Origin of the sequence: Oceanobacillus halophilus (assembly GCF_003628505.1) — a bacterium.
GTDB lineage: Bacteria > Bacillota > Bacilli > Bacillales > Amphibacillaceae > Oceanobacillus > Oceanobacillus halophilus.
The window spans coordinates 329056-351061 of the sequence record NZ_RBZP01000002.1 but is presented as its reverse complement, the minus strand read 5'-3'; the positions used below and the strand labels follow the sequence as shown (position 1 = coordinate 351061).

20 protein-coding genes and 1 pseudogene are annotated in these 22006 nt (G+C 34.1%); all 21 read left to right on the top strand.

Annotation, left to right across the window (positions count from 1 at the left end):
* Positions 1-50 precede the first annotated feature (50 nt).
* Entirely contained in the window at positions 51-614 is a 564-nt protein-coding gene (locus D8M06_RS05625) for a TetR/AcrR family transcriptional regulator (RefSeq protein WP_121203410.1), read from the top strand.
* 38 nt (positions 615-652) lie between these two features.
* The gene (locus D8M06_RS05620) at positions 653-1060 is read left to right on the top strand and encodes an acyl-CoA thioesterase (RefSeq protein WP_121203409.1); all 408 of its coding nucleotides are present in this window, start codon (positions 653-655) and stop codon (positions 1058-1060) included.
* A gap of 61 nt (positions 1061-1121) precedes the next feature.
* Positions 1122-1568 (top strand): tripartite tricarboxylate transporter TctB family protein, encoded by a 447-nt coding sequence (locus D8M06_RS05615; protein ID WP_121203407.1) that lies wholly within the window; start codon positions 1122-1124, stop codon positions 1566-1568.
* 33 nt (positions 1569-1601) lie between these two features.
* Positions 1602-3140, top strand: coding sequence for a tripartite tricarboxylate transporter permease (locus D8M06_RS05610; RefSeq protein WP_121203405.1), 1539 nt, complete (start codon positions 1602-1604; stop codon positions 3138-3140).
* Between the two features lie 57 nt (positions 3141-3197).
* On the top strand, positions 3198-3587 hold the full coding sequence (locus tag D8M06_RS05605) for an acyl-CoA thioesterase (protein ID WP_121203404.1): 390 nt from the start codon (positions 3198-3200) through the stop codon (positions 3585-3587).
* 43 nt (positions 3588-3630) lie between these two features.
* Entirely contained in the window at positions 3631-4698 is a 1068-nt protein-coding gene (locus D8M06_RS05600) for a phosphotransferase family protein (RefSeq protein WP_121203402.1), read from the top strand.
* Positions 4699-4769: 71 nt separating this feature from the next.
* Entirely contained in the window at positions 4770-5564 is a 795-nt protein-coding gene (locus tag D8M06_RS05595; RefSeq protein WP_241558843.1) for an enoyl-CoA hydratase/isomerase family protein, read from the top strand.
* 64 nt (positions 5565-5628) lie between these two features.
* Entirely contained in the window at positions 5629-6573 is a 945-nt protein-coding gene (locus D8M06_RS05590; RefSeq protein WP_121203401.1) for a tripartite tricarboxylate transporter substrate binding protein, read from the top strand.
* A gap of 77 nt (positions 6574-6650) precedes the next feature.
* Positions 6651-7622, top strand: coding sequence for a tripartite tricarboxylate transporter substrate binding protein (locus tag D8M06_RS05585; protein ID WP_121203399.1), 972 nt, complete (start codon positions 6651-6653; stop codon positions 7620-7622).
* A 118-nt stretch (positions 7623-7740) separates the two neighbouring features.
* Positions 7741-8487, top strand: coding sequence for a 2-phosphosulfolactate phosphatase (locus D8M06_RS05580; protein WP_121203397.1), 747 nt, complete (start codon positions 7741-7743; stop codon positions 8485-8487).
* A 17-nt stretch (positions 8488-8504) separates the two neighbouring features.
* Entirely contained in the window at positions 8505-10172 is a 1668-nt protein-coding gene (locus D8M06_RS05575; protein ID WP_121203395.1) for a long-chain-fatty-acid--CoA ligase, read from the top strand.
* Between the two features lie 94 nt (positions 10173-10266).
* A complete protein-coding gene (locus tag D8M06_RS05570) occupies positions 10267-11247 on the top strand; it encodes an NADPH:quinone oxidoreductase family protein (RefSeq protein ID WP_121203393.1) in 981 nt (326 codons plus the stop codon).
* A 377-nt stretch (positions 11248-11624) separates the two neighbouring features.
* Positions 11625-11873: a hypothetical protein gene (locus D8M06_RS05565; protein WP_121203392.1), complete on the top strand. Its 249-nt coding sequence runs from the start codon at positions 11625-11627 to the stop codon at positions 11871-11873.
* Positions 11874-11989: 116 nt separating this feature from the next.
* Complete coding sequence (locus D8M06_RS05560) at positions 11990-12736, top strand: SDR family NAD(P)-dependent oxidoreductase (protein WP_121203390.1); 747 nt, start codon at positions 11990-11992, stop codon at positions 12734-12736.
* Between the two features lie 703 nt (positions 12737-13439).
* Entirely contained in the window at positions 13440-14138 is a 699-nt protein-coding gene (locus D8M06_RS05555; protein ID WP_277749468.1) for a CoA transferase subunit A, read from the top strand.
* The gene (locus tag D8M06_RS05550; protein ID WP_194074616.1) at positions 14131-14811 is read left to right on the top strand and encodes a 3-oxoacid CoA-transferase subunit B; all 681 of its coding nucleotides are present in this window, start codon (positions 14131-14133) and stop codon (positions 14809-14811) included. Before D8M06_RS05555 ends, D8M06_RS05550 begins: the two co-directional genes overlap by 8 nt.
* A 55-nt stretch (positions 14812-14866) precedes the next feature.
* The gene (locus tag D8M06_RS05545; RefSeq protein ID WP_121203389.1) at positions 14867-15640 is read left to right on the top strand and encodes an SDR family oxidoreductase; all 774 of its coding nucleotides are present in this window, start codon (positions 14867-14869) and stop codon (positions 15638-15640) included.
* A 73-nt stretch (positions 15641-15713) separates the two neighbouring features.
* Positions 15714-16724, top strand: a complete 1011-nt coding sequence (locus tag D8M06_RS05540; protein WP_121203387.1) for an NADP-dependent oxidoreductase — start codon at positions 15714-15716, stop codon at positions 16722-16724.
* A 1145-nt stretch (positions 16725-17869) separates the two neighbouring features.
* A pseudogene (locus D8M06_RS20115) lies at positions 17870-18143 on the top strand (IS4 family transposase); the annotation flags it as partial.
* A gap of 548 nt (positions 18144-18691) precedes the next feature.
* Positions 18692-20107: a DHA2 family efflux MFS transporter permease subunit gene (locus D8M06_RS05530; RefSeq protein WP_121203386.1), complete on the top strand. Its 1416-nt coding sequence runs from the start codon at positions 18692-18694 to the stop codon at positions 20105-20107.
* Between the two features lie 41 nt (positions 20108-20148).
* Positions 20149-21207, top strand: a complete 1059-nt coding sequence (locus D8M06_RS05525) for an Ldh family oxidoreductase (RefSeq protein WP_241558888.1) — start codon at positions 20149-20151, stop codon at positions 21205-21207.
* Positions 21208-22006 lie beyond the last annotated feature (799 nt).

The window sequence follows — 22006 nt, the reverse complement described above, 5'->3', positions numbered from 1 at the left end:
ACTATATGAAAGTGGTTTGTGCAAGAATAATAATAGAGAGGAAATTGACTGTGAAGGAAAATATTATTAGAAAAAGCATAGAATTATTCGATGAAAAAGGGTTCATCGAGACGTCCATTCAAGATATAGTCGGCAATATTGGTGTTACAAAGGGAACATTTTATTACTATTTTAACAGTAAGCAAGAACTATTAAGGGATATACATTTATCTTATCTTCAAGAATTGTTGGGAGAACAGCAAATTATCTTAGAGGATAAAGATAAGAATTACATAGATAAACTATATGGCATTATCTATTTACTAATTAAGAAAATAAAAAGTCATGGACCAAATGCAAGAATACTATTTAGAGAGATGCGGCATTTGAACCAGAGTAATATGGACCAGATTAAAAAGAAAAGAAAAGAGTTTCGGAACAACTTTCAACTGATGATAGAGGAAGGAGTTCAAGTAGGAGAATTTAATAATAATGTAAGATCCGATATTCTTACAATTGGAATTCTTAGTATTGCAAATCGAAGTTACTATTGGTATAACTCAGATGGAGAAATAGGTGAGAAAGAACTTGTAGATTTATATTTAGAATTGATTTTGAATGGAATAAAAGCGTGAAAAATGCGATTAAGAATAATAGGTGGAGGAACTCAACAATGCCGTATTCTCACGAAGTAGAAATATTCGTTAGGTTATGTGAGACAGATGCAATAGGTCATGTAAATAATACAAGTCATTTTAGATATTTTGAAGAAGCTAGGGGAAAGTTTTTCAATGTTATTTATCCAGATAGAAGTTCTTCCTTTAATCTTATAATAGCTTCCATCAAGTGTGACTACAAACAACAAGCTTTTGCAGGGCAAATTCTAACTGTAATTACCAATATAGAAAGAATTGGTAATAAAAGTTTCACAGTTACTCAATTACTTAAAAGTAAAGATTCTCAAGCTATTATTGCAAAAAGTGAACTTGTACTCGTCTGTTATGACAACTTAAAAGGAATAAGCATTCCCATCCCAGAACAACTGAGGAAAAATCTTGAAATACAATTAAGTTATAACTAATTTTAAACTTACTTATTATTTATTTTACAGACTTTAAAATACTTTGGTGCGGAGGGAGAGAATGAATAATTACTTTAAAATTAAAGAAACACACATATATGGATTAATAGCATTATTCGGATTGTTACTTGTACTAGTTCTTATACCGATGGAAATCCAAAGTGGCGAACCTAGACTAATGCCTTATGTGTATGCTGCAGGTTTATTAATAGTCAGCATGTTTAAATTTGTTTCATTATTTTTTAATAAGAAGACCGAATTTTTTAAATTCAATAGAAAAGTTTTTAAATATGTTGGGTTAAATATTTTAATATATACGGCTTATATATTTTTAATTCAGAAGATTGGTTTTTTTGTCATGTCCATTCTATTTATAATCGCTCTTTTACGGGTACTTGGTGAAGGGTGGAAAATTACACTCACTTTAAGTGTTATGTTACCGGCCTCGATTTATATATTATTCACACAAATATTGGCTTTGTATTTCCCTTCTGGAATTCTGTTTTGAAAAGACTCCAAACCTAAGGAGGTGTAGGTAAAGATGTTTACACAAATAGCAGAAGGTTTCTCTATGATGTTTACTCCTATGACAATTCTTTTAATTTTAGCTGGTGTTTTATCTGGCACATTTTTGGGTGCGATACCTGGATTGACTGCAACTATGGGAATTGCCTTGATCTTACCAGTTACATTCTATTTGGATCCTATTGTAGGTATTAGTATGCTAATAGCTATGTATAAAGGTGGGATGTTTGGTGGGAGTATTTCTGCAATAATGTTTAATGCTCCTGGAACTCCTGCTGCAGCGGCTACTGCTCTTGATGGATATGCACTAAAACAGAAAGGCTATCCACGTAAGACTATAAGACTTGCTTTAGTGTCATCGACAACAGGTGACCTAGTAGGTAATTTAGTTCTTATTTTCACTGCTGGTTTACTAGCATCTGCTGCATTACGATTTGGACCAACCGAGAATGCTTCTCTAGTTATTTTTGCATTAGTTTTAATAATAATGATAACAGGAAACTCAATTGCCAAAAACCTTATTTCTGTATTATTAGGATTATTAATTGCAACAGTTGGGGCAGATCCTGTAACCTCAATACCACGCTTTGATTTTGGCATGGTTGAACTTTCTGGTTCTGTTAGTATTATTGCACTAGTTATTGGCTTACTGGCAGTTTCAGAAGTGTTTGAAACTATGAGTCAACACTATCGTGATAAAACAAAAAGATTGAAGTCGAACATTTCTGAAATTGAAACGAACGATAAAAGTAAAAATGTGGATAAGCATAAGGATAACTTAACTTGGAAGGAAGTTTCAGAAGTTAGGAGAACACTTGGACGCTCTTCGATAATTGGTACTTTAATTGGTGCTCTCCCAGGTTTAGGACCAGTTACAGCTTCGTTTGTTAGTTACGCACAAGCAAAGAGTAAATCTAAAAAAGGAGATAACTTTGGGAAAGGTGAAAAAGAAGGCCTAGTTGCAGCTGAGACTGCAAACAGTGCTGTAGGTAGTTCAAACCTTATTCCACTTTTGTCCCTAGGTATACCTGGAGATGCAACTGCTGCTTTAATCTTTGGTGCGTTAATTATTCATGGCATAATTCCAGGTCCGCAACTTATTGAAACAAATGGTCCGATTGTATATGGGATATTTGCAGGGATGATAATGGCATCATTGTTCTGTTTAGTTATAAATTGGTATACAAGTAATATTTTCCGTAAAATTGCAGTAATACGCCCGACAGTGTTAATGCCAGTAATTCTAGTACTATGTATTGCAGGGACATACGGATACAGTCAAGCTTCTTTTGACATTATTTTAATGTTTATTTTTGGAATATTGGGTTTTCTGTTGAAAAAAGTAGAAATTCCATTAGTAGGGGTAGTTATTGGTTTTGTTCTTGGACCGAAATTAGAAGAATCAATTAGGCAAGTTTTTGTTTTATCCGGTGGAGATATAAGTGTGTTCTTTACTAGACCAATATCCTTAGCATTCTTAGTAATTGCACTATTGGTTATCTTGAGTCATTTCAGGAAAACGAAGAAGTTAAAGGATGAAAAACGTGTAGCATAGAGATTGCTTAATACTTTTTTATTATGGGATAAAGTTTTATAAAAGGTAGTGTTTTCGTTGACAAATTCCTATGATGTAGAAATTTATGTTAGATTCTGTGAAACCGATGCAGTTGGCCATGTAAATAATACAAGTCATTTTCTATATTTTGAGGAAGCGCGTTCTAAATTTTTTAGAATGATCCATCCAAATAGACAATCTTCTTCGAGTTTCATATTAGCTTCTATAAAATGTGATTATTTAGAGCAAGCATATGCAGGAGAAGTATTAAAGGTTTCTACGAATGTATTATCTCTTGGAAATAAAAGTTTTACTATCAGTCATAGGCTCCTAACAAGTGATGGTAGTAAAATTATTGCAGAGGCAGAAGCTGTTACAGTTTGCTTTGATTTTACGAGTCAAAAGACAATCCCTTTAAATGCAAAATTAAAGGAAAGTAAGTCTTGAGAGATATATGGTTTAATAATCAAAAAATCCGAGGAGGTGCAGTATGTCATCAGAAATAATTCCTATTCGAGATGGAGAGGAAATTGATTTAGTTAAAATAGAATCAATTTTAAAAGAGAATATAAAAAACTTGCCAAATGAGACTTTATCAATCAAACAGTTTAGTGCTGGACGCTCTAATTTAACATATTTATTAAAAATGGGAGATTGGGAAGCGGTTTTGAGACGGCCGCCTCTGGGGCCAGTTCCTCCTAAAGCACACGATATGGAAAGAGAGTTTACAATCTTAGAAGAAATATCTCCACATTTCAATCCTGCTCCGAAACCTTATCTTTTCTTTGATAACGAAAATAGTGTCATCGGTTCTCCATTCTTTATTATGGAAAGGAGAAAAGGAATCGTTGTAGACACGGAGTTTCCAAGTAATATTACTTATACAGAAGATTTAGGACGGAAGATTTCAGAGAAAATGGTTGATACCTTGGTTTCTTTGCATCAGATTGATTATACAAAAACAAAGTTAAAAGAAATGACCAAACCGAGTGGTTTTTTAGAAAGGCAGGTTAATGGTTGGATTTACCGTTATGAAAGGTCTAAAACAGAAGAAATAGAGGGCATTGAACAATTGAAAAGGTGGATGCTAAAAAATATTCCAGTATCACCAAGTCCCACCATTATTCATTATGACTATAAACTAAATAATCTAATGTTTACTAATGACTTTAATGAGATAAATGGTTTATTTGATTGGGAGATGACGACTGTTGGAGACCCATTGGCAGATTTAGGTGTAGCTATGAGCTATTGGAAGGAGAAAAGTGATTCACCGCTTTTACGAAAAGGGTCAGATATTGACACGGTCACTGTATACCCAGGTTTTATGACACGTAATGAATTTATGGAATTGTACGCAAGGAAAAGTGGTAGAGATGTGTCTAACATGAACTTTTATTTGACTTTTTCCTATTTTAAATTAGCTGTTATCTGCCAGCAAATCTATTACAGGTGGAAAAATGGTCAAACGAAAGATGCTCGATTTAAAGATTTAAATTTATATGTAAATAACCTAATTGAATATTGCTTGGAAACATCAGTAAATAATAATTATTGAAATAGTATTTTATATAAAATAATGGGAAAGTAAATGCTTAAACAAAATATACATGGATAGGGGATTTTACTATGCAAAAACAAATGGAAGTATCTAATCATTTACTTATGGAGATCAGCAATGGGATTATGCACTTAAAACTTAATCGTCCAGAAAGTCTGAATGCTTTTAGTCCAGAAATGATTAAGGGATTGAAAGAAGCACTAATTGACGCAAAAACGAATGACGATGTAAGGGTTATTACTATCTCAGGTTCTGGTAGGTCATTTAGTTCTGGTGGCGATGTGAAAAGAATGGGAAAAAGGAAACCCATTGAAACCTATGAACATATTGGTAATTTAAATGAATTAATTCTAACTATGAGAGATCTTGAAAAACCTATTATTGCTGCTGTTCATGGGTATGCTGCAGGTGCTGGGTTTAATCTTGCTCTAGCAAGTGACATCATTCTAGCTGCTAAGGATAGTAAGTTTGTTTTAAGTTTTTCTAAAGTAGGATTAATTTCCGACGGTGGGGGATTGTATTTTCTACCTAGGTTAATTGGTAGTTATCGTGCGAAGGAACTCTTCTTTAAAGCAAAACCTATTACCGTGGAAGAAGCACATTCCTTAGGGATTGTTAATCATATATATCCTTTAGAAGATTTTGAGAAAAGTGTAGAGGAGTTTGCTGCAGAAATTGCTGCTGGACCATCAAAAACTTTTGGATTGATTAAAAAGATTGCTGATCAGTCACTACAGTCAAGTTTAGCTGAAATATTGGAACAAGAACGCATTACGCAGGCAACTATTGCAACAACGGAAGACCATGCTGAGGGAATCCAAGCATTTAAAGAAAAAAGGAACCCAAATTTTAGTGGGAAATAATATTTTAATAGTTTAATCAATAAGTAAGGGAGTGATCAATATTAATAGAAGTTTTATATTTCCAATGGTCATTTTACTATTGGTATTGATTTTATCTGCATGTAGTGACGGGGCGAGTGATAGTGGTGATTCTGATTATCCTAAAAAGCCCGTTACCTTGATGTTACCTTATGGCTCTGGTGGCACAACGGATTTATACTTCAGAGAGTTTACTAATATCGCGGAAGAACATCTTGGACAGAGAATAGTTATTAAGAATGAAACCGGCGGTGGGGGATTGTCAATGTATTCCTCGCTCGTAAATGCAGATCCTGATGGTTATACAATGGCTGCAGGTATGGGAACATCGCTCTATGCGATAAATCCGCATCTTGATTTAATGGATCACGATGGTGATGATTTTACTCTTGTTTCACCTGCAATGCAATACCAGTATGTATTTGTCGCACCTAGTGACGCTCCTTATCAAACATTTGAGGAATTGATCGAATACTCAAAGGAAAACTCATTAACATTTGCTGCTTCTAGTACGACGAATCATCTTTTCGCTGAGACAGTTAATAAGGCAGAGAATTTCGATTTGCAATGGAAAATTGTTAATTATACTAGTGATTCCGAATCTATTGCAGCCGTTTTAGGTGGGCATGTAGATTTTACGTTAGTATCGCCTATAGCAGTTTCTGGTTCTGAGCAAGCAGGAGATATAAACTATCTAGCTGTTACACCTGAAAAATTTGAGTCTCATCCAGATGTTCCTACAATGGATGAGTTGGGATATGATTTAGATATAACAGCGATGATAGGGATCGGAGGACCTAAAGGTTTACCAAGTGAAGTAGAAGCTAAATGGGAGGACGTAATAAATAAGACGTTAAAAGATCCTAAACTAATTGAATTTGCAGCAAAGAACCATTATACATTGCCAAATATGTCTCAGGAAGAGATGGATAACTTTTTTACCAAACAAAGAGAACGTTTTGGTGAGGTAATTGATAGAGTAGTTGAGTAAGAATTAATTTGTATATTAGATGAGAATAGAATGAATGTTCTGTAAAGTTATTATGTTACAGGAAGGAGGATACACGAGTGTACAAAAAAATAATCTTCTCAGTCATATTTGTTAGTATGATCTTTATTTTAATTGCTTGTAGTGAAGAATCTAGTAGTGGTGGAGAATCAGACTATCCTAAAAGACCTGTCACATTAATGATTCCTTATGGAGCTGGTGGAACCACTGATTTATATTTTAGGGAGTTCATTAGTATTGCAGAAGAACATTTGGGTCAAAGAATTATTATAAAGAATGAAACTGGTGGCGGAGGACTATCCATGTATTCTACACTTTCGAATGCAGAGCCTGATGGTTATACAGTAGCAGGGGGAATGGGGACATCGTTATTTGCGATAAATCCGCATCTTGATTTAATGGAGCAAGATGAGGACGATTTTATATTAATACGACCAGTAATGGAATATATGCACGTTATTGCTGCTAGTAAAGATGCGCCTTTCCAGACATTCGAAGAGTTAATAGAGTATTCTAAAGATAATGAGATTACTTATGCATCATCATCTACTACAAATGCTCTAATGGCAGAATTAATTAATCAAGAAGAAAACTTTGAGTTACAATGGGAGACTGTCAACTATAGTAGTGCAGCTGAGACAACTTCAGGGGTTCTAGGAGGTCATGTTGATTTTACACTTGACACAATTTCTGCAATGCTAGGATCCGTTCAATCAGGAGACATTAATGTGTTAGCAGTTATTCCTGATACTAAACTAGAGACACATCCCGATGTACCAACCTTAAAAGAGTTAGGGTACGATTTTGACATGAGCGCTATGATTGGAGTAGGAGGGCCAAGTGGTCTACCGGAGAATGTTATAGAAAAATGGGAAGACGTGATAAGTAAAACAATGGAAGATCCTAGACTTGAAGACTTTGCAAAGAAAAATAATTACATCTTACCAGATTTAAATACGCAAGAAGTAAAAGAATACTTCGACAATCAAAGAAAACAATTTGGTCAAGTAATTGATAGGGTAGTGGAATAGTAGATTCAAAAGGTGATGCTTAAATGGTAAAAGACAATAGTAGATATATTCTCATTTAAGCATACCTTTTTTACCATTAGTTACGAGCTGAAAATAGTATTATCTTAGGAGGTAAGGAATGAAAAGGTGCAGGTTGTGGTTATCGAAAGAGGAGATTAAACCGGAATTGTTGCATAGCAATACTGTTGTTGTAATTGACGTACTTTTAGCAACTACTACACTTCTTACTATTATGGAACGAGGTGCAAAACGAGTCATTCCAGTTGAAAACAAGGAAGATGCAGAACGTCTACTTGATAAATTAGGTGAAACGGCTATTACTGGTGGGGAGCAGAGAGGGAGAAAAATAGATGGATTTACTCTTGGTCATTTACCTAAAGAATTCCCTTCTGAAGTGGTAGCAAATAAAGATGTCATTTTCTTATCAACAAATGGTACACGAGCAATTTGTAGAGCAGCTAACGCAAAGAGAGTATTATTAGCCAATTTAAGAAATGCTCCTACTGTTGCTAAATACTTGAATACATTACAGGATGAAGAGGTTTATATTGTTTGTTCTGGTGCTGGGGGCCATTTTTCACTTGAAGATTTTCTGTGTGCAAGCATTATTTTATCACAACTCAATTTAGACAATGTTAAATACAATGACGCAGTTCAACTAGCATTAGAGCAGGATTTTAATTGTAAGAATAAAGTTAGAAATATCTTAGAAAAAAGTAGAGTTGGTCGTTCTAGTATTAAGAAGGGGATGCAAGATTTAATTGATTTCACAGGAGACATTGGAGCATCTGAATTATTAGTCCACGTGAAAGATGGAGAGTTAAAAGAATTAAATAATAATTTATTAAATAGTTTAACTAAATAATACAAGGAGAGTTGTTTATGTTAACTCGCCACTATGAACATTGGCCTTTTAGGTTAACCAAGCAAATACTTATTCCGAATACAACATTATATAACAATCTAGAAATCAGTGCCAAGCGGTATCCAGATAACATTGCTATAAATTATTATGGTAGTAATCTAACTTATAAACAACTAATTAAAGAAGTTGATGCATTGGCTGGTTTCCTCCAGCACAGATTAGGGATCAAAAAAGGAGATAAAGTTCTATTATTAATGCAAAATTCTCCTCAATATATTATTGGATATTATGCTATTTTAAGGGCGGATGCCATTGTAGTACCATTAAATCCAATGTTAAAGGCAACGGAATTAGAGTTTTATATAAATGATTGTGATATCAAAAATGGCATTATAGGTCAAGAATTGTTAGAAAATGTAGATCCTTTATTAGAAGAGGGTTTTTTGAATGATATTATTTTAGCCGCATATTCGGATTACATATCAGATGAATTTTCATTGGAGATTCCTGAAGAAGTGGCTCTTTTTAGAAAAGAATCTAATAATTCCAATCATCATTTGTGGATTGGTTGTATTGAATCTTATTATAAACCGAATGCATTGAGCTCGTTGTCAGATGATCTTGCTGTCATTCCTTACACCTCTGGAACTACTGGTATACCAAAGGGATGCATGCATACGAATAGAACTGTTCAAGCCAATACAGTTGGTGGAGCACATTGGAATAGAATAAATGCTAGTAATGTGCACTTGGCTACTCTGCCTTTTTTTCATGTAACTGGTATGGTAGGTAGTATGCATACGCCACTTTACGCGGGGAGTACAATTGTTATCATGACCCGTTGGAATAGGCAATTAGCTGCAGAGTTAATAAGTCATAACAAGTGTACTAATTGGGTTGCGATTAGTACGATGGTTACAGACTTTTTAGCAAATCCTAATCTGAGAAAAGAGCAGTTATCTTCACTAATTAGTATATCTGGTGGAGGAGCAACTCTTCCTGAAGCAGTAGGACAGAGACTTTATAAACTAAGTGGAATAAGGTTTACTGAGGGATATGGTCTTACTGAAACAATTGCGCAAACACACCAAAACCCAGGTGAAAGGCCAAAAATGCAGTGCTTAGGAATACCGGTATTTGGAGTAGATGCAAGAATAATTAATCCCAATACACATAAAGAAGTTAACGCTGATGAAGAAGGAGAAATTATAGTTAGTGGACCACAAGTTATGATTGGCTATTATAACCGTGATGATGAAAATGAAAAGGTCTTTATTAACTTGGATGGAAAGTGTTTTTTTCGGACGGGAGATATAGGACGCTATGATGAAGATGGGTATTTTTATATCGTTGACCGAGTTAAAAGAATGATAAATGCATCTGGATTTAAAGTTTGGCCGACAGAAGTTGAGTCCTATCTTTATAAACACCCTGCGGTACATCAAGCTTGTGTTATTGGTGTTCCTGATTCTAGAAGGGGAGAAACGATAAAGGCTTTTATCATTTTAAATACAGAATATAAAGGAAGAATAAGCGAAGAGGAAATTATAGAATGGACGAAAAAAAATATGGCTGCTTATAAGTATCCTCGTTATATTGAATTTAAATCAGATTTGCCAACAACTAGTAGTGGGAAAATACTCTGGCGTAAACTACAAGAGGAAGAATTGAAGAAAGTGAAATAGTTTTTTTTGATACTGTATAGAATTTTTTACGCCTAAAATTTACTGAAAATAAATTATGTTTATAATATTATTTAATAAATAAGGAGGATTTTTAATGCTAAGTTGGAAGGTTACAAAATTAGGAGAACCAAAAGATGTTCTAGAATTGAAAGAATGGCCTCGACCAAAGGTGGAATCTGGTAAAGTTTTGATAAAGGTAGATGCATGCGCGCTAAATTTCTTTGATATTTTACTATGCCAAGGTAAATATCAGGAAAAACCACCGATTCCTTTTACACCTGGTTCAGAAATATCTGGTACTATTCGAGAAGTCGGAGAAGGTTGCCGATTAAAGGTAGGCCAACGGGTTATTGCTACACCGGCTAAACCAGAAGGAGGGTTATCTGAGTGGATAAGCGTACCAGAAGAATCTGTATATGTTGTAACAGATTCAATGACTTCCAGTGAAGCTGCAGGAATGTTTATTACTTATCAAACATCTTATTATGCATTATATCATCGAGCATCTCTGAAAGAAGGAGAAGTATTGTTAGTTCATGCTGGGGCTGGAGGAGTTGGTTCAGCCGCTATACAACTTGGTAAAGCTAGAGGGGCTAAAGTAATCGCAACTGCAGGAGGACCTGACAAAGTTAAGATTTGTAAAGAGTTAGGTGCAGATGTTGCAATTGATTATAGATCTGAAAATTTTGTCGAAATTGTTAAGAAGGAAACAAATGGGAAAGGTGCAGACGTTATTTATGACCCAGTAGGTGCAGACGTTTTTGACTTATCTCGAAAATGTATTACTTTTGATGGACGCTTGTTAGTAGTAGGTTTTGCAGGTGGTCGTATACCAGAAGCTCCAGTAAACCATGCACTAGTTAAGAATTATTCCATAGTAGGGGTTCATTGGGGATTGTTTAGAAGACACTTTCCAGAAAAAGCAAGGGAGATTCACGATGATTTAATGCGTTTATATGAAGAGGGGGCGATTCGGCCATTAATCTTTAAGGATTATGATTTTACAAAAGTTCCTGAAGCTTTAGAAGTATTAGGGGATAGAGGGACGTATGGGAAACTAATCGTTAGACCTTAATGAATGCATGAAGTACATTTTTTAGGAGAGAACACTTGCAATAGAAATCTCTGTTGTAAATGGTTGAGTATTATCTTGTTTGACTTATTCTTGATAGATTTGAGGTTATAGATATGTGAACAGTTCAATTGAACTTGAAGCAACCTGATGCTTCTCTGCTAAGTGCTCTTTCCGCCCCACTGTGGAATTATTAACAAAATTGGGTGAAGACAATCAAGTGAACACACATTAATCGCGTACATATGCAATCTCTCCTCAAATTTCATTGAATTTGATAAGATGTTTGACATTAATTTTATGTCAGCCGGTTTTGTCCGACCGAAGTAAACGTAGATTCGTCGGTATAAAGATTAATTCGGTGTAGGGAGGGATCTCCAATGCATCTTTTCGAAGGGTATACAAAGGATGAGAGGAAGAAAATTGCAGAGGTAATTAATATTATAATCCAACATGGTGGGCAGGATTTATTAGAAGGGTTTATGGGGATAAAAACGCCTTTTTACGAAGGGGCAATAATGAATAAAAACGATGAATCTTGTAGTCCAAATGAGAATGGAGAACTTGTGCTTAGACCTCTTTATCCACACCATTACAATTATACACCAAATGCTACCAAAGATGCTTAAAAATTTGTGGTTTATACTGGTGATGCAGGATAGGTATAGTTAATGGATAAATAATATTCATTTATTAAATTAATGATTTATAAGAATTCATACTATTAAAATAAGGAGATGGGTGTATGAGATTGAAGAATAAAGTAGCAATTATTACAGGGGGCGGTGGAGATATCGGTAGAGTAACTGCATTGCGTTTTGCAGAAGAAGGTGCTTCTATCATGGTTACCGATCTTAATGAAGATGCTTGTGTGAAAACAGTAAATATGGTAAGAGAAAATGGTGGAAATGCAGATTATATTATTACTAATATGACAGATTCGCAGGAAGTAGAAAATATGGTTACGAAGACAATAGATTTATATGGAAAGATTAATATATTATTTAACAATGCTGGTGTTGGAAGTGGTGGAGAAAAGAAATTGCCTGATGTGTCGTTGGAACAGTGGCAAAAAGTGTTAGACACAAACATTACGGGTGTATTTCTAGGTTTGAAATATATTATTCCAAAAATGGAATCAGGAAGTTCGATTATTAATACGGCTAGTATAGCGGGAATTAAAGGTCAAAAACTAATATCTGCCTATTCAGCTTCTAAAAGTAGTGTAATTGCACTTACAAAAGCTGTTTCGAAAGAGTTTGGTAGACAAAATATTCGAGTGAATGCGGTTGCGCCTGGGATTATTGATACTAGTATGGTAACCCATTGGAAGGAAACGAAGAAATGGCCGCTTTTATCAACTGCAAATTCTTTAAAGAGAATTGGAACACCAGAAGAAGTAGCGAATGCTGTTTTATTCTTGGCTTCTGACGAGGCTTCGTTTATTACGGGAGAAACTTTAGTTGTTGATGGTGGGACGTTAAATCAATAGTTGGATTTGAAGTAAGTACACAATGATATTTACCTATTTAGTATTCATAGTAAATAGGTAACCTTTACTATTCATTAAATAAGGAGAACGGAATAATGCTTGATAAATCCAAGAATTAAATAAAAAAAGAAAGCAGGATTAATAGGTAGGCAAGAATAGTAGACCAACAAAATTCAACTCGGTTATTATACTGCGAAGAAAAGAATTGAAAATCCTCTAGATGCTGTATTATTTATTGATTTGGGTGAGTTACCGTAGTTACCGAAGAAAAGTATATGTGGACTAGGGAAGTGCTGGAAGACCAGTCGTTGCTAACTGATTTGGAAATACAAATTATTTATGTAAGCTAATTACTATCAGTAATCTTATAATATTTTCTTTAACTACTCGTTCAACTCTTTCTTCCAATTATAACGATACATGAAGGAGAATTTATAGAAGAATCTATATTATATTTATTTTTTATAATAACCTCTATTCTAATGTAACTTTATTACAGCGAAAATTATAACTTATAAAATATAAATACTAAAAATCTTTACATAAGAACGTAAGGAAATAGATGATAAAAAGTTGTGTACTCTTTATATTAATTCAAATTGTTATCTAAACTATTGATTACCTTTAATTATCTGAATTTGTATTATATAATTAAAATTATAAAAATAAAAAGGTTGAATTGGATGAATGAGGAGGAACACACTTGAATGACGTAAGAAAAGAAATAATAAAAACAAATGTCAAATTCTTATCTGCTGAAGAAGCTGTTTCAAAAATTCCTAATAAAGCCAGAATGATGGTAGGAGGGTTTGGCAGAACTGGAATTCCAGAGAAATTGCTAGAAGCAGTTATTGAAACCACAGATCTCGATGGTTTTACCATTATAAGCAACAATATAAGTGAAGGTTCGAATCTACACCATTTATTTATGGGGGGGAGAATAAAGAAAGCAATTGGTACTTATTATACTACGAGCAAAGAAGTTGTGAAGGCTTATCGCGAAAATCGAATAGAAATTGAGTTGCTTCCTCAAGGAACGTTGTCGGAGGCATTAAGATTAGGTGGATCAGGTATTCCTGCTTTTTATACCCCAACTTCTGCAGGTACAGAACTAGCCAATAATAAGGAAAGTCGTGTTTTTAATGGTAGGGAGTACGTGCTAGAAGAATCGTTGACAGCTGAAGTTGCATTAATAAAGGCCTATAAGGCAGATAAGGCGGGTAATCTTATTTATAGGAAATCAGCCCGTAATTTTAATCCATTGATGGCTATGGCAGCTGACATAACTATTGTAGAGGTAGATGAAATAGTAGAGGTGGGTAAATTAGATCCGGAAGAAATTATTACTCCATTTATTTTTGTTGATGTTGTAGTGAAAGGTGGAGACACAGTTAATGGTTGATATTTCAATTAAGAGATACATAGCATGGAGAGCAGCACAAGAATTACAAACAGGAGTAGTAAATCTGGGCATTGGTATCCCTACAATGGTAGCTGACTATCTTCCTCGAGGGAAGGTAACTTTGCATTCAGAAAATGGTATTTTAGGTGTTGGGCCATCACCTGCTCCTGAGGAGGAAGATCCAGATTTAATTAATGCTGGAAAAGCTCCAGTTACGATACAGCCGCATTCCTCTTTTTTTGATAGTTCATTATCATTTGCTATGATGCGAGGGGGACATTTGGATGCGACGGTTATAGGTGCACTTCAAGTTGCTCAGAATGGTGATATAGCAAGTTGGGCTATTCCAGGTAAAGATGTACTGGGGGTTGGTGGTGCAATGGACCTTGTAGCTGGAGCTAAAAGGGTTATTGTTGCAACTACACATGTAACGCCAAAAGGGGAAGCAAAAATACTGCCAAAATGTACCTATCCGCTTACTGCAACAAAGAGGGTAGACACTATTATTACTGAATATGCTGTTTTTAAGATTCGTCAAGGCAAACTAATGTTAGTAGAGAAAATTGACGAAATTTCATTTGAAGATTTGCTGACTATCACGGGGGCGTCATATCAAATTGCAGAAGACTTTAGAACAGTCGTTCGAGAGCAAGCTATGCTCGAATTGGTGTAATAAGCAAAGAGAATAGGAATATATTGTAAACAATTAGGGTGGAGGAATATAAATAATGAAAGTTAACGAACTATTTGATTTAACCGGAAAAGTTGCTCTTATTACTGGAGGTGGACGTGGTTTAGGGGAACAAATTGCAGAAGTATATGCAGAAATGGGGTGCGAGTTGGCACTTTGTTCAAGGAAAAAAGAAAGTTGTGATGGGGTTGCTGAAAGGCTTTCGAATGAATATGGGATAAAAGCAAAAGGTTATGCATTAGACGTTACCAATGAGGAACAGGTTAAAAGCGTTGTAAATAAAGTTCTTGCTGATTTCGAAAAAGTCGATATTCTTGTAAATAACAGTGGTGCTACGTGGGGGGCACCTGTAGAAGAGATGCCATTAGAAGCATGGAATAAGGTAATGAACGTTAATGTAACCGGAACATTCTTATTAAGCAAGGCAGTCGGTAAACATATGATCGAACAAAATCATGGGAAAATTATTAACATTGCTTCAGCTGCAGGTCTCACAGTTAGACCACCTGAAGTTACAAACACTATTGGTTATACGACAAGTAAAGCTGCAGTAATTCATTTTACAAAAGACTTAGCTATAAAATGGGCAAGACATAATATTTATGTCAATGCAATAGCACCAGGCATGTTTAGAACCAAAATGACAAAAGGAACATTAGAACAAAAAGAAGAAAAGGTTGTTGAGACAATTCCATTAAGAAAAATAGGTGATGAGAATATGTTGAAAGGAGCGGCGATTTATCTAGCAACACAAGCTAGTGATTTTGTGACAGGTACAGTGCTTAGTGTTGATGGGGGAAGTACTTTGTAAATACATTAATGAATAGTTGAGTTTTAGATAAAGACAATTTACTTAAGTATAATAATCAAAGTGGAGGCTAAGTATGGAGTCAAAAAATAGAAGTATTTTATTAGTTAGTCGACCAAAGGGGATGCCGATACAAGACAATTTCAAGTTAATTGAAGAGCCTTTACCTAGTATTAGAGATGGTGAAGTTTTAGTAGAAACGATTTATCTATCTGTAGATCCATATATGCGTGGGAGAATGCGTGGGATAAAGACGTATACAAGTCCGTATAATTTAAATGAAGTGTTGACGGGCGGGGTAGTTGGTAGAATTGTAGAATCAAAGAACAAACGTTTTGAAATTGGAGACATCATTGAAGGTCGCCTTGGGTGGTCTGACTATTCTGTTTCTAATGGCCGTAATATTCGTAAAGTTAATCCTAACCTTGCACCTATTACTACAGCATTAGGAGTTGTTGGTATGCCTGGTTTAACAGCATATTTTGGCCTTTTAGATATCGGCAAACCCAAATCAGGAGAGACTGTTGTGGTGTCTGGAGCTGCTGGTGCAGTTGGAACAGTTGTGGGACAGATTGCAAAAAATAAAGGCTGTCGAGTTATTGGTATTGCTGGTTCTGAGGAAAAAAATGAATATCTGGAGAAAGAATTAGGATTCGATGCAACTATAAACTATAAAGAAGAGAATCTACGTGAAGCTTTAAAGGACAAATGTCCAGATGGGGTAGATATATATTTTGATAATGTTGGTGGAGTAGTTACTGACCACGTAATGTATCGATTAAATTTCCAAGCTAGAATCATCGTTTGTGGGCAAATTTCTGAATATAATAGTGAAGAACAAGCGGTGGGTCCACGTGTACAACGATTTTTACTTAATTGTAGTGCACTAATGAAAGCTTTTATTGTAAGTGATTATTCAGAACGCTTTTCAGAGGGATACCAATATTTAGGGGATTGGGTGCAACAAGGAAAGCTTAAATATCGTGAAAATATTATAGAAGGTTTAGAAAATGCACCAAATGCATTTATAGGGTTATTTAAAGGAGAAAATATTGGGAAACAATTGGTGAGAGTAAAAGCAGAGTGAGCATAAATATGCCAGAAACAGAAAAATTGCTTGGATTATTAATCCTAGCAATTTTTACTGTCAATTAGATAACTATCTATACATTAATACTCCGACAATTTAAAGGATTTAGGAATTTGATCCTTCTACTTTTAGTAATGTGATTAGAAAGTAAACGGAAAATTAAAATTGTAGTTGGTTTTATCAAGGATAATTTCGCTGAACATTGTATATTTCATAATATTGATACATTGAATGAACAAGGGGGGTGACTTAATAAGAATAAAAAAGATCAGCTGAATTGTTTTCCATAAAAAAATAAACACTCAAAACTAGTCACCAAAAATATACATATAAAAGCAATTATGAAACTAGTATATCAAGATGCATAAGGACAATATATTAGTTATTTATCATATTAGAAACGTTTAGTAAGCATGAAAAAGTTTGTATAAAGGAGGTCGAAGATAAACTTTAAGTTGCAACTGATTTTAGCGAATTCATTGCATACTTAAAACCACACCGACAAGTAAATGATACAGTGATAGATAACTCTGAGAATGTTCCAATTAGGAGGGGGTTCTGGTTGGGTTGTGGAGTTCGAGGCTCAAAAAGAGAAATGATGTTTAAACTGCAATATTGAGGGAGAAATAATATAGGACAGCCAGACCAACGATGAAGACACAACGTTTAGCAGAAACAGCAAATCACCTATCTGCATTTAATTAGAGGGGCTGAGTATAAGGATCTATCCTTTACTCAGTTCTTCTTTGATTTAGCATAGCAAAATGTGAACAAAATCGAAAAGAAGAGATGGATTTAGAGAGACAATTTACATAGGCTACACTTCCTTTTTAAAAGACATTAGAAGAATTAAAAGAACAGAAATCATTAAGCGACAAACAATTGAATAGATTTAGAATTCTAACGTGTAGAATAATTACACATTATAATTCTATAAGGGCTGCTAAGCAGTGAAATAGCAATATTCAAACGGCCATTATTAGAACATTAAACCAAGGTTATCTTTACTAAGATGGGAAACCTTGTCCACGTATGTATATAGAGGAAATAACTCGTAAATCAAAGAAAATAATGTAAAGAATAAGAAATGTATACTTAAGCATTATTGATGTTTTGATATTTTAGGTGTTTCTCTACCATCTGATTCTATCGCTTTATCCGATCAAATGGTCTATCAGCTCGACACAGAATCGTGCTGAGAAGGTGTTTCGTTTTTTTGGAAGTGATAGATACAAAGGGGAATGTCCTCCGATTAATCACAAACCGATTTGATTTAAGTGCAGATGAGATTAGCAGTATCTACCGCTCTCGTAGGGCTATCGAGTTATTTTTTTAATGGATAAAACAACAATAAAAATTCAAATCTATATCGCCCTCATCATCTATTGTTTGCATGTACTGATTCAAATAGAAACATAAAGCAAAAAGTTATTGCTTCAAATCAGTAGCTGGCTATAAGCAGCATCTATATTATGATGTGCCGGTTTAAAAAAACAGATGATTCCATAATTAAAATAAGTCGTCGTTGCCTCTTTTGGTTTTAAATGTAAATATCTTTCAAAAAAATGGACAAAGCCACCTTTAGTTGAATTTTGACATTTTGGAAATTTTTCACAGTATAGTTAACATTTTTAGGTTATAATTTTATTGATTTTTATGAATTTTTTAACTATAATGTGAATTATAATAAATATTTGATTATGTGAATTCCATATCGAGAAAAGGGGGTGAGAAATTAAAATTTACGTTTTCCTAAAAAAGTCGTGGATTCTTTTATTTCATAATAAAAGGTCAGTAAAAGGATGGATGAAGTTAAGCATGAACAGTAATTCTAAGATGTAGACAGATTTTGTTTGTATCGACAAGTAGTAGAGTACTTTGTTAGGAGTTAGAGAGGTACTTGCATTAAATCTTTAATATTTTTAATTTAATATTTTTATGATTCTATGAAAAAAGGTGTTTAAATGGCTCGACAGGTAAATGTTAGAGTTGAAGAAAAAAGTATTCAAAAAGTAAATAAGTGGGGCATATTAGCTGCAACACAGCTTGGGGGTTTCACAGTTATTCTCAATAATAGTCTAATGAATGTTGCTCTGCCTTACTTTATGAATTATTACCAAATAACCACAGTTCAGACTCAATGGATTGTCACAATTTTTGCGCTAGGGATGGCTTTAACCACGCCTTTAACTGGTTATATAGGCAATAAGTTTGGACATAAAAAGGTATTTATTCTTGGGATGAGCTTTTTTGTCTTCTCTTCCTTATTAGGTACATTTTCAAGTACTTTTTTTTTAATAATTATTTCGCGATTCTTACAAGGATTAGGTGGAGGAATAGTTATGCCACTTTCTATGATTTTGGTATTTAAATACTTTCCAAAAAATGAAAGAGGACTAGCTATGGGAATTTGGGGGATATCTGCTATGATTGCCCCTGCTATTGGCCCTGCATTAGGCGGATTTATTTTAAGTTTTTATCATTGGCCTATGTTGTTTATTATAAATATACCTACTAGTGTCATTGCTCTAATAACCGCCTCTTACTATTTGAAGAAAAGTAAGGGATTAGAAAAAAATACCTTTGATATATTAGGATACAGTTTAATAACTATAGGGATAGTTTCTTTTTTGTTTGGTATTGAAAGATTACAAAGTGGTATGCCCCACTACTTTGCTTGGGGGGTATTAGGTATTGGAGGGATAAGCTTATATTTTTTTGTGAAGAACGAGATAAAAGTTAAATCCCCTTTGCTTAATATAAGGGTATTTAAAAATAAAGTATTCTCAATAGGACTACTAATAACTACATGTAGTACCATTTCTTTTTTTACGATACTTATTTTAATTCCATTACTTATGCAGGAAGTCTTATTGAAAAGTCCTCTTTTTACTGGTTTAATATTATTTCCACAGGCAATCGCTATTGGTATTGCTATGACTATAGGGGGGAGATTATTAGACCAGAAGGGAGCATTTATTGTTCTATCCACAGGGATAATTTTACTTACCTTTTCATTATTTTCCTTAAGTTTCTGGGTCGGAAAAGTTCCTATCTGGATTATTGTTTTATTATTAATCTTTCAGGGTATAGGAAATGGATTCATTAATACTCCTTCAGTTACAATGTCTTTGAATTCATTAAGAGAAAATAACGTTAATGATGGCTCTGCTATTATAAGCATATTCAGACAAATAGTGAAAATACTATCTGTAGTTGTTATTTCCATAATATTCGAATGGAGGAGGGAGGTTTATATTGTAGATGTCTCTAAACAAGAAGCAGGTATTTTAGCTATAAAACAATCATTAGCCTTTACAGGAACCTTCATAGCGATTGTATTAGTTGTTTTATTAATATTAAGGAAAAAAATTAAATAATAATTATAAAAATAGACTGAAGGAAAGAGGGATATTTGTTGGTGAAAGAACAAATTGTAACAGTCGAAAATGCAAAAAAGTTTGCTATAGAGTCCTGCAGTAGTTTTAATATTTCTGAAGAGGAATCCAAAATCTTCGCAGAAGTCTTGGTCGAGGCTGATATGAGGGGGATAATGACACATGGTTTGATTCGCTTGCCGGATTATATTAAAAGAATTAAAAAATGTGGAATGGAGCCAAAATTAAATATAGAAATAATAAAAGATTGGCCGTGGGGTGGATCACTTAATGCTGGAAATGGGATTGGACATGTTGCTGCCTATAAAGGAATGCAGTGGGTAATAGGTAAAGCTAAAAAACATGGGATGGGTATGGCTACAATGAATATGAGTAACCATTTTGGGATAGCATCTTTCTATTCTATAATGGCCGCTGAACAAAATATGATTGGAATAGCTGCTTCTAATAGTCCACCGATAATGGCACCTTGGGGTGGTATGAAAGCCAATATCGGAAATAATCCAATAGCAATATCAGTCCCAGGAAAGGATTTTCCAATTTCTTTAGATATTGCTTGCAGTGTATCTGCCCGTGGAAAACTTTATAAAGCGCAAAGAGAAGGTACACAAATTCCAAAGAATTGGGCATTAAATGCAAAAGGGGAGGAAACTACTAGCCCTGCAGAAGCTTTAGAAGGGGTGTTACTTCCGTTAGCAGGTCATAAAGGTTATGGAATAGCATTAATGATAGATATATTAACAGGTATTCTTTCAGGTGGAACTGTAAGTCCAAACATAAAAGGTAAATATGACTACTCGGCCCCAAGAGATATTGGGCACTTTTTTTTGGCTATAGATATTGAGCGTTTTTTACCAGTAGAAACATTCTTAGAAAATTTAGATGAGTATGTAAAAGTGTTACAAAATACTGAGACCGGTGAAAATGTTGATAAAGTAAGAGTGTCGGGAGAAAGCGGATCGATAAGGAGAAAACACCATATTGAGAATGGTATTCCATACCATTTATCGACCATTAAAATTTTAGATGAAATGGCTATAGATATAGGAATTCCTCTAATAAAGTCTTTAGGAAGAAAATAGAGCAATTATTTTAAAAGTACAAGTACTAAATTGACGTGGATTTATTCTAAATGTTATATAATGAAGATTTAGATGTTAATCATTTGACTAAGATAATGTTACCTAAATCATTTAGACAAATGAGTTTGATTGGTAATCATTTTATCCTATTTTTTAGAAGATTCTACTATCAAATCGTGTTATTCGAGGTAAAAGTTTTAAAACCGTTTTTTTTCGTCAAATCACATAAAAACATTTGCATATTAGAGTGAAAATCTATTATAGTGTAATTTAATATTGTTTTGATGTTTACAGAAAATTTGTCCTATAGAAATCTCACACTGAAGGGCAGCATTTGTGAGAAAGATTATTATGCAATATAAAGTTAGAAATTAATTACTTTGCACAGTCGATAAACTTGTATAAAAAGAAAAGATAACCAACCATAAAGACCACTTAAAATATATTATGATGTAGTTTTAGGTTTCTCTTTATTTAGCTTTTGAATTATTTGAAGTATATTTAGTGTGATCTACTTATAACTAGATTTAATCATATTGTTATTTAATCCAGATAATTACTTTCTTTATAAAGGTGGAAATACCTCTCCAATTTTAAGGAATCTATGTTTTGAACATCAACTATAACCTTATAGTTAACCGTGAAAAGAGTGAAATAGGGTGATCTACGAAATGAAAGTTTATGGAATAATATCTAACTAGCAAAGAAGGAGGAATTTACCAAACTACGCTGATTGATAAAAGGAAAGCCCTACAGATTAAAAGGTAATCTGTAGGGCTTTTCGGTCACTCCATTCAAT

Bases quoted from the DNA above. Each gene is read 5' to 3' on its own strand.
- D8M06_RS05620 (WP_121203409.1), top strand. From the start codon at position 653: ATGCCGTATTCTCACGAAGTAGAAATATTCGTTAGGTTATGTGAGACA.
- D8M06_RS05615 (WP_121203407.1), top strand. From the start codon at position 1,122: ATGAATAATTACTTTAAAATTAAAGAAACACACATATATGGATTAATA.
- D8M06_RS05610 (WP_121203405.1), top strand. From the start codon at position 1,602: ATGTTTACACAAATAGCAGAAGGTTTCTCTATGATGTTTACTCCTATG.
- D8M06_RS05600 (WP_121203402.1), top strand. From the start codon at position 3,631: ATGTCATCAGAAATAATTCCTATTCGAGATGGAGAGGAAATTGATTTA.
- D8M06_RS05595 (WP_241558843.1), top strand. From the start codon at position 4,770: ATGCAAAAACAAATGGAAGTATCTAATCATTTACTTATGGAGATCAGC.
- D8M06_RS05590 (WP_121203401.1), top strand. From the start codon at position 5,629: ATGGTCATTTTACTATTGGTATTGATTTTATCTGCATGTAGTGACGGG.
- D8M06_RS05580 (WP_121203397.1), top strand. From the start codon at position 7,741: ATGAAAAGGTGCAGGTTGTGGTTATCGAAAGAGGAGATTAAACCGGAA.
- D8M06_RS05575 (WP_121203395.1), top strand. From the start codon at position 8,505: ATGTTAACTCGCCACTATGAACATTGGCCTTTTAGGTTAACCAAGCAA.
- D8M06_RS05570 (WP_121203393.1), top strand. From the start codon at position 10,267: ATGCTAAGTTGGAAGGTTACAAAATTAGGAGAACCAAAAGATGTTCTA.
- D8M06_RS05565 (WP_121203392.1), top strand. From the start codon at position 11,625: ATGCATCTTTTCGAAGGGTATACAAAGGATGAGAGGAAGAAAATTGCA.
- D8M06_RS05560 (WP_121203390.1), top strand. From the start codon at position 11,990: ATGAGATTGAAGAATAAAGTAGCAATTATTACAGGGGGCGGTGGAGAT.
- D8M06_RS05550 (WP_194074616.1), top strand. From the start codon at position 14,131: ATGGTTGATATTTCAATTAAGAGATACATAGCATGGAGAGCAGCACAA.
- D8M06_RS05545 (WP_121203389.1), top strand. From the start codon at position 14,867: ATGAAAGTTAACGAACTATTTGATTTAACCGGAAAAGTTGCTCTTATT.
- D8M06_RS05540 (WP_121203387.1), top strand. From the start codon at position 15,714: ATGGAGTCAAAAAATAGAAGTATTTTATTAGTTAGTCGACCAAAGGGG.
- D8M06_RS05530 (WP_121203386.1), top strand. From the start codon at position 18,692: ATGGCTCGACAGGTAAATGTTAGAGTTGAAGAAAAAAGTATTCAAAAA.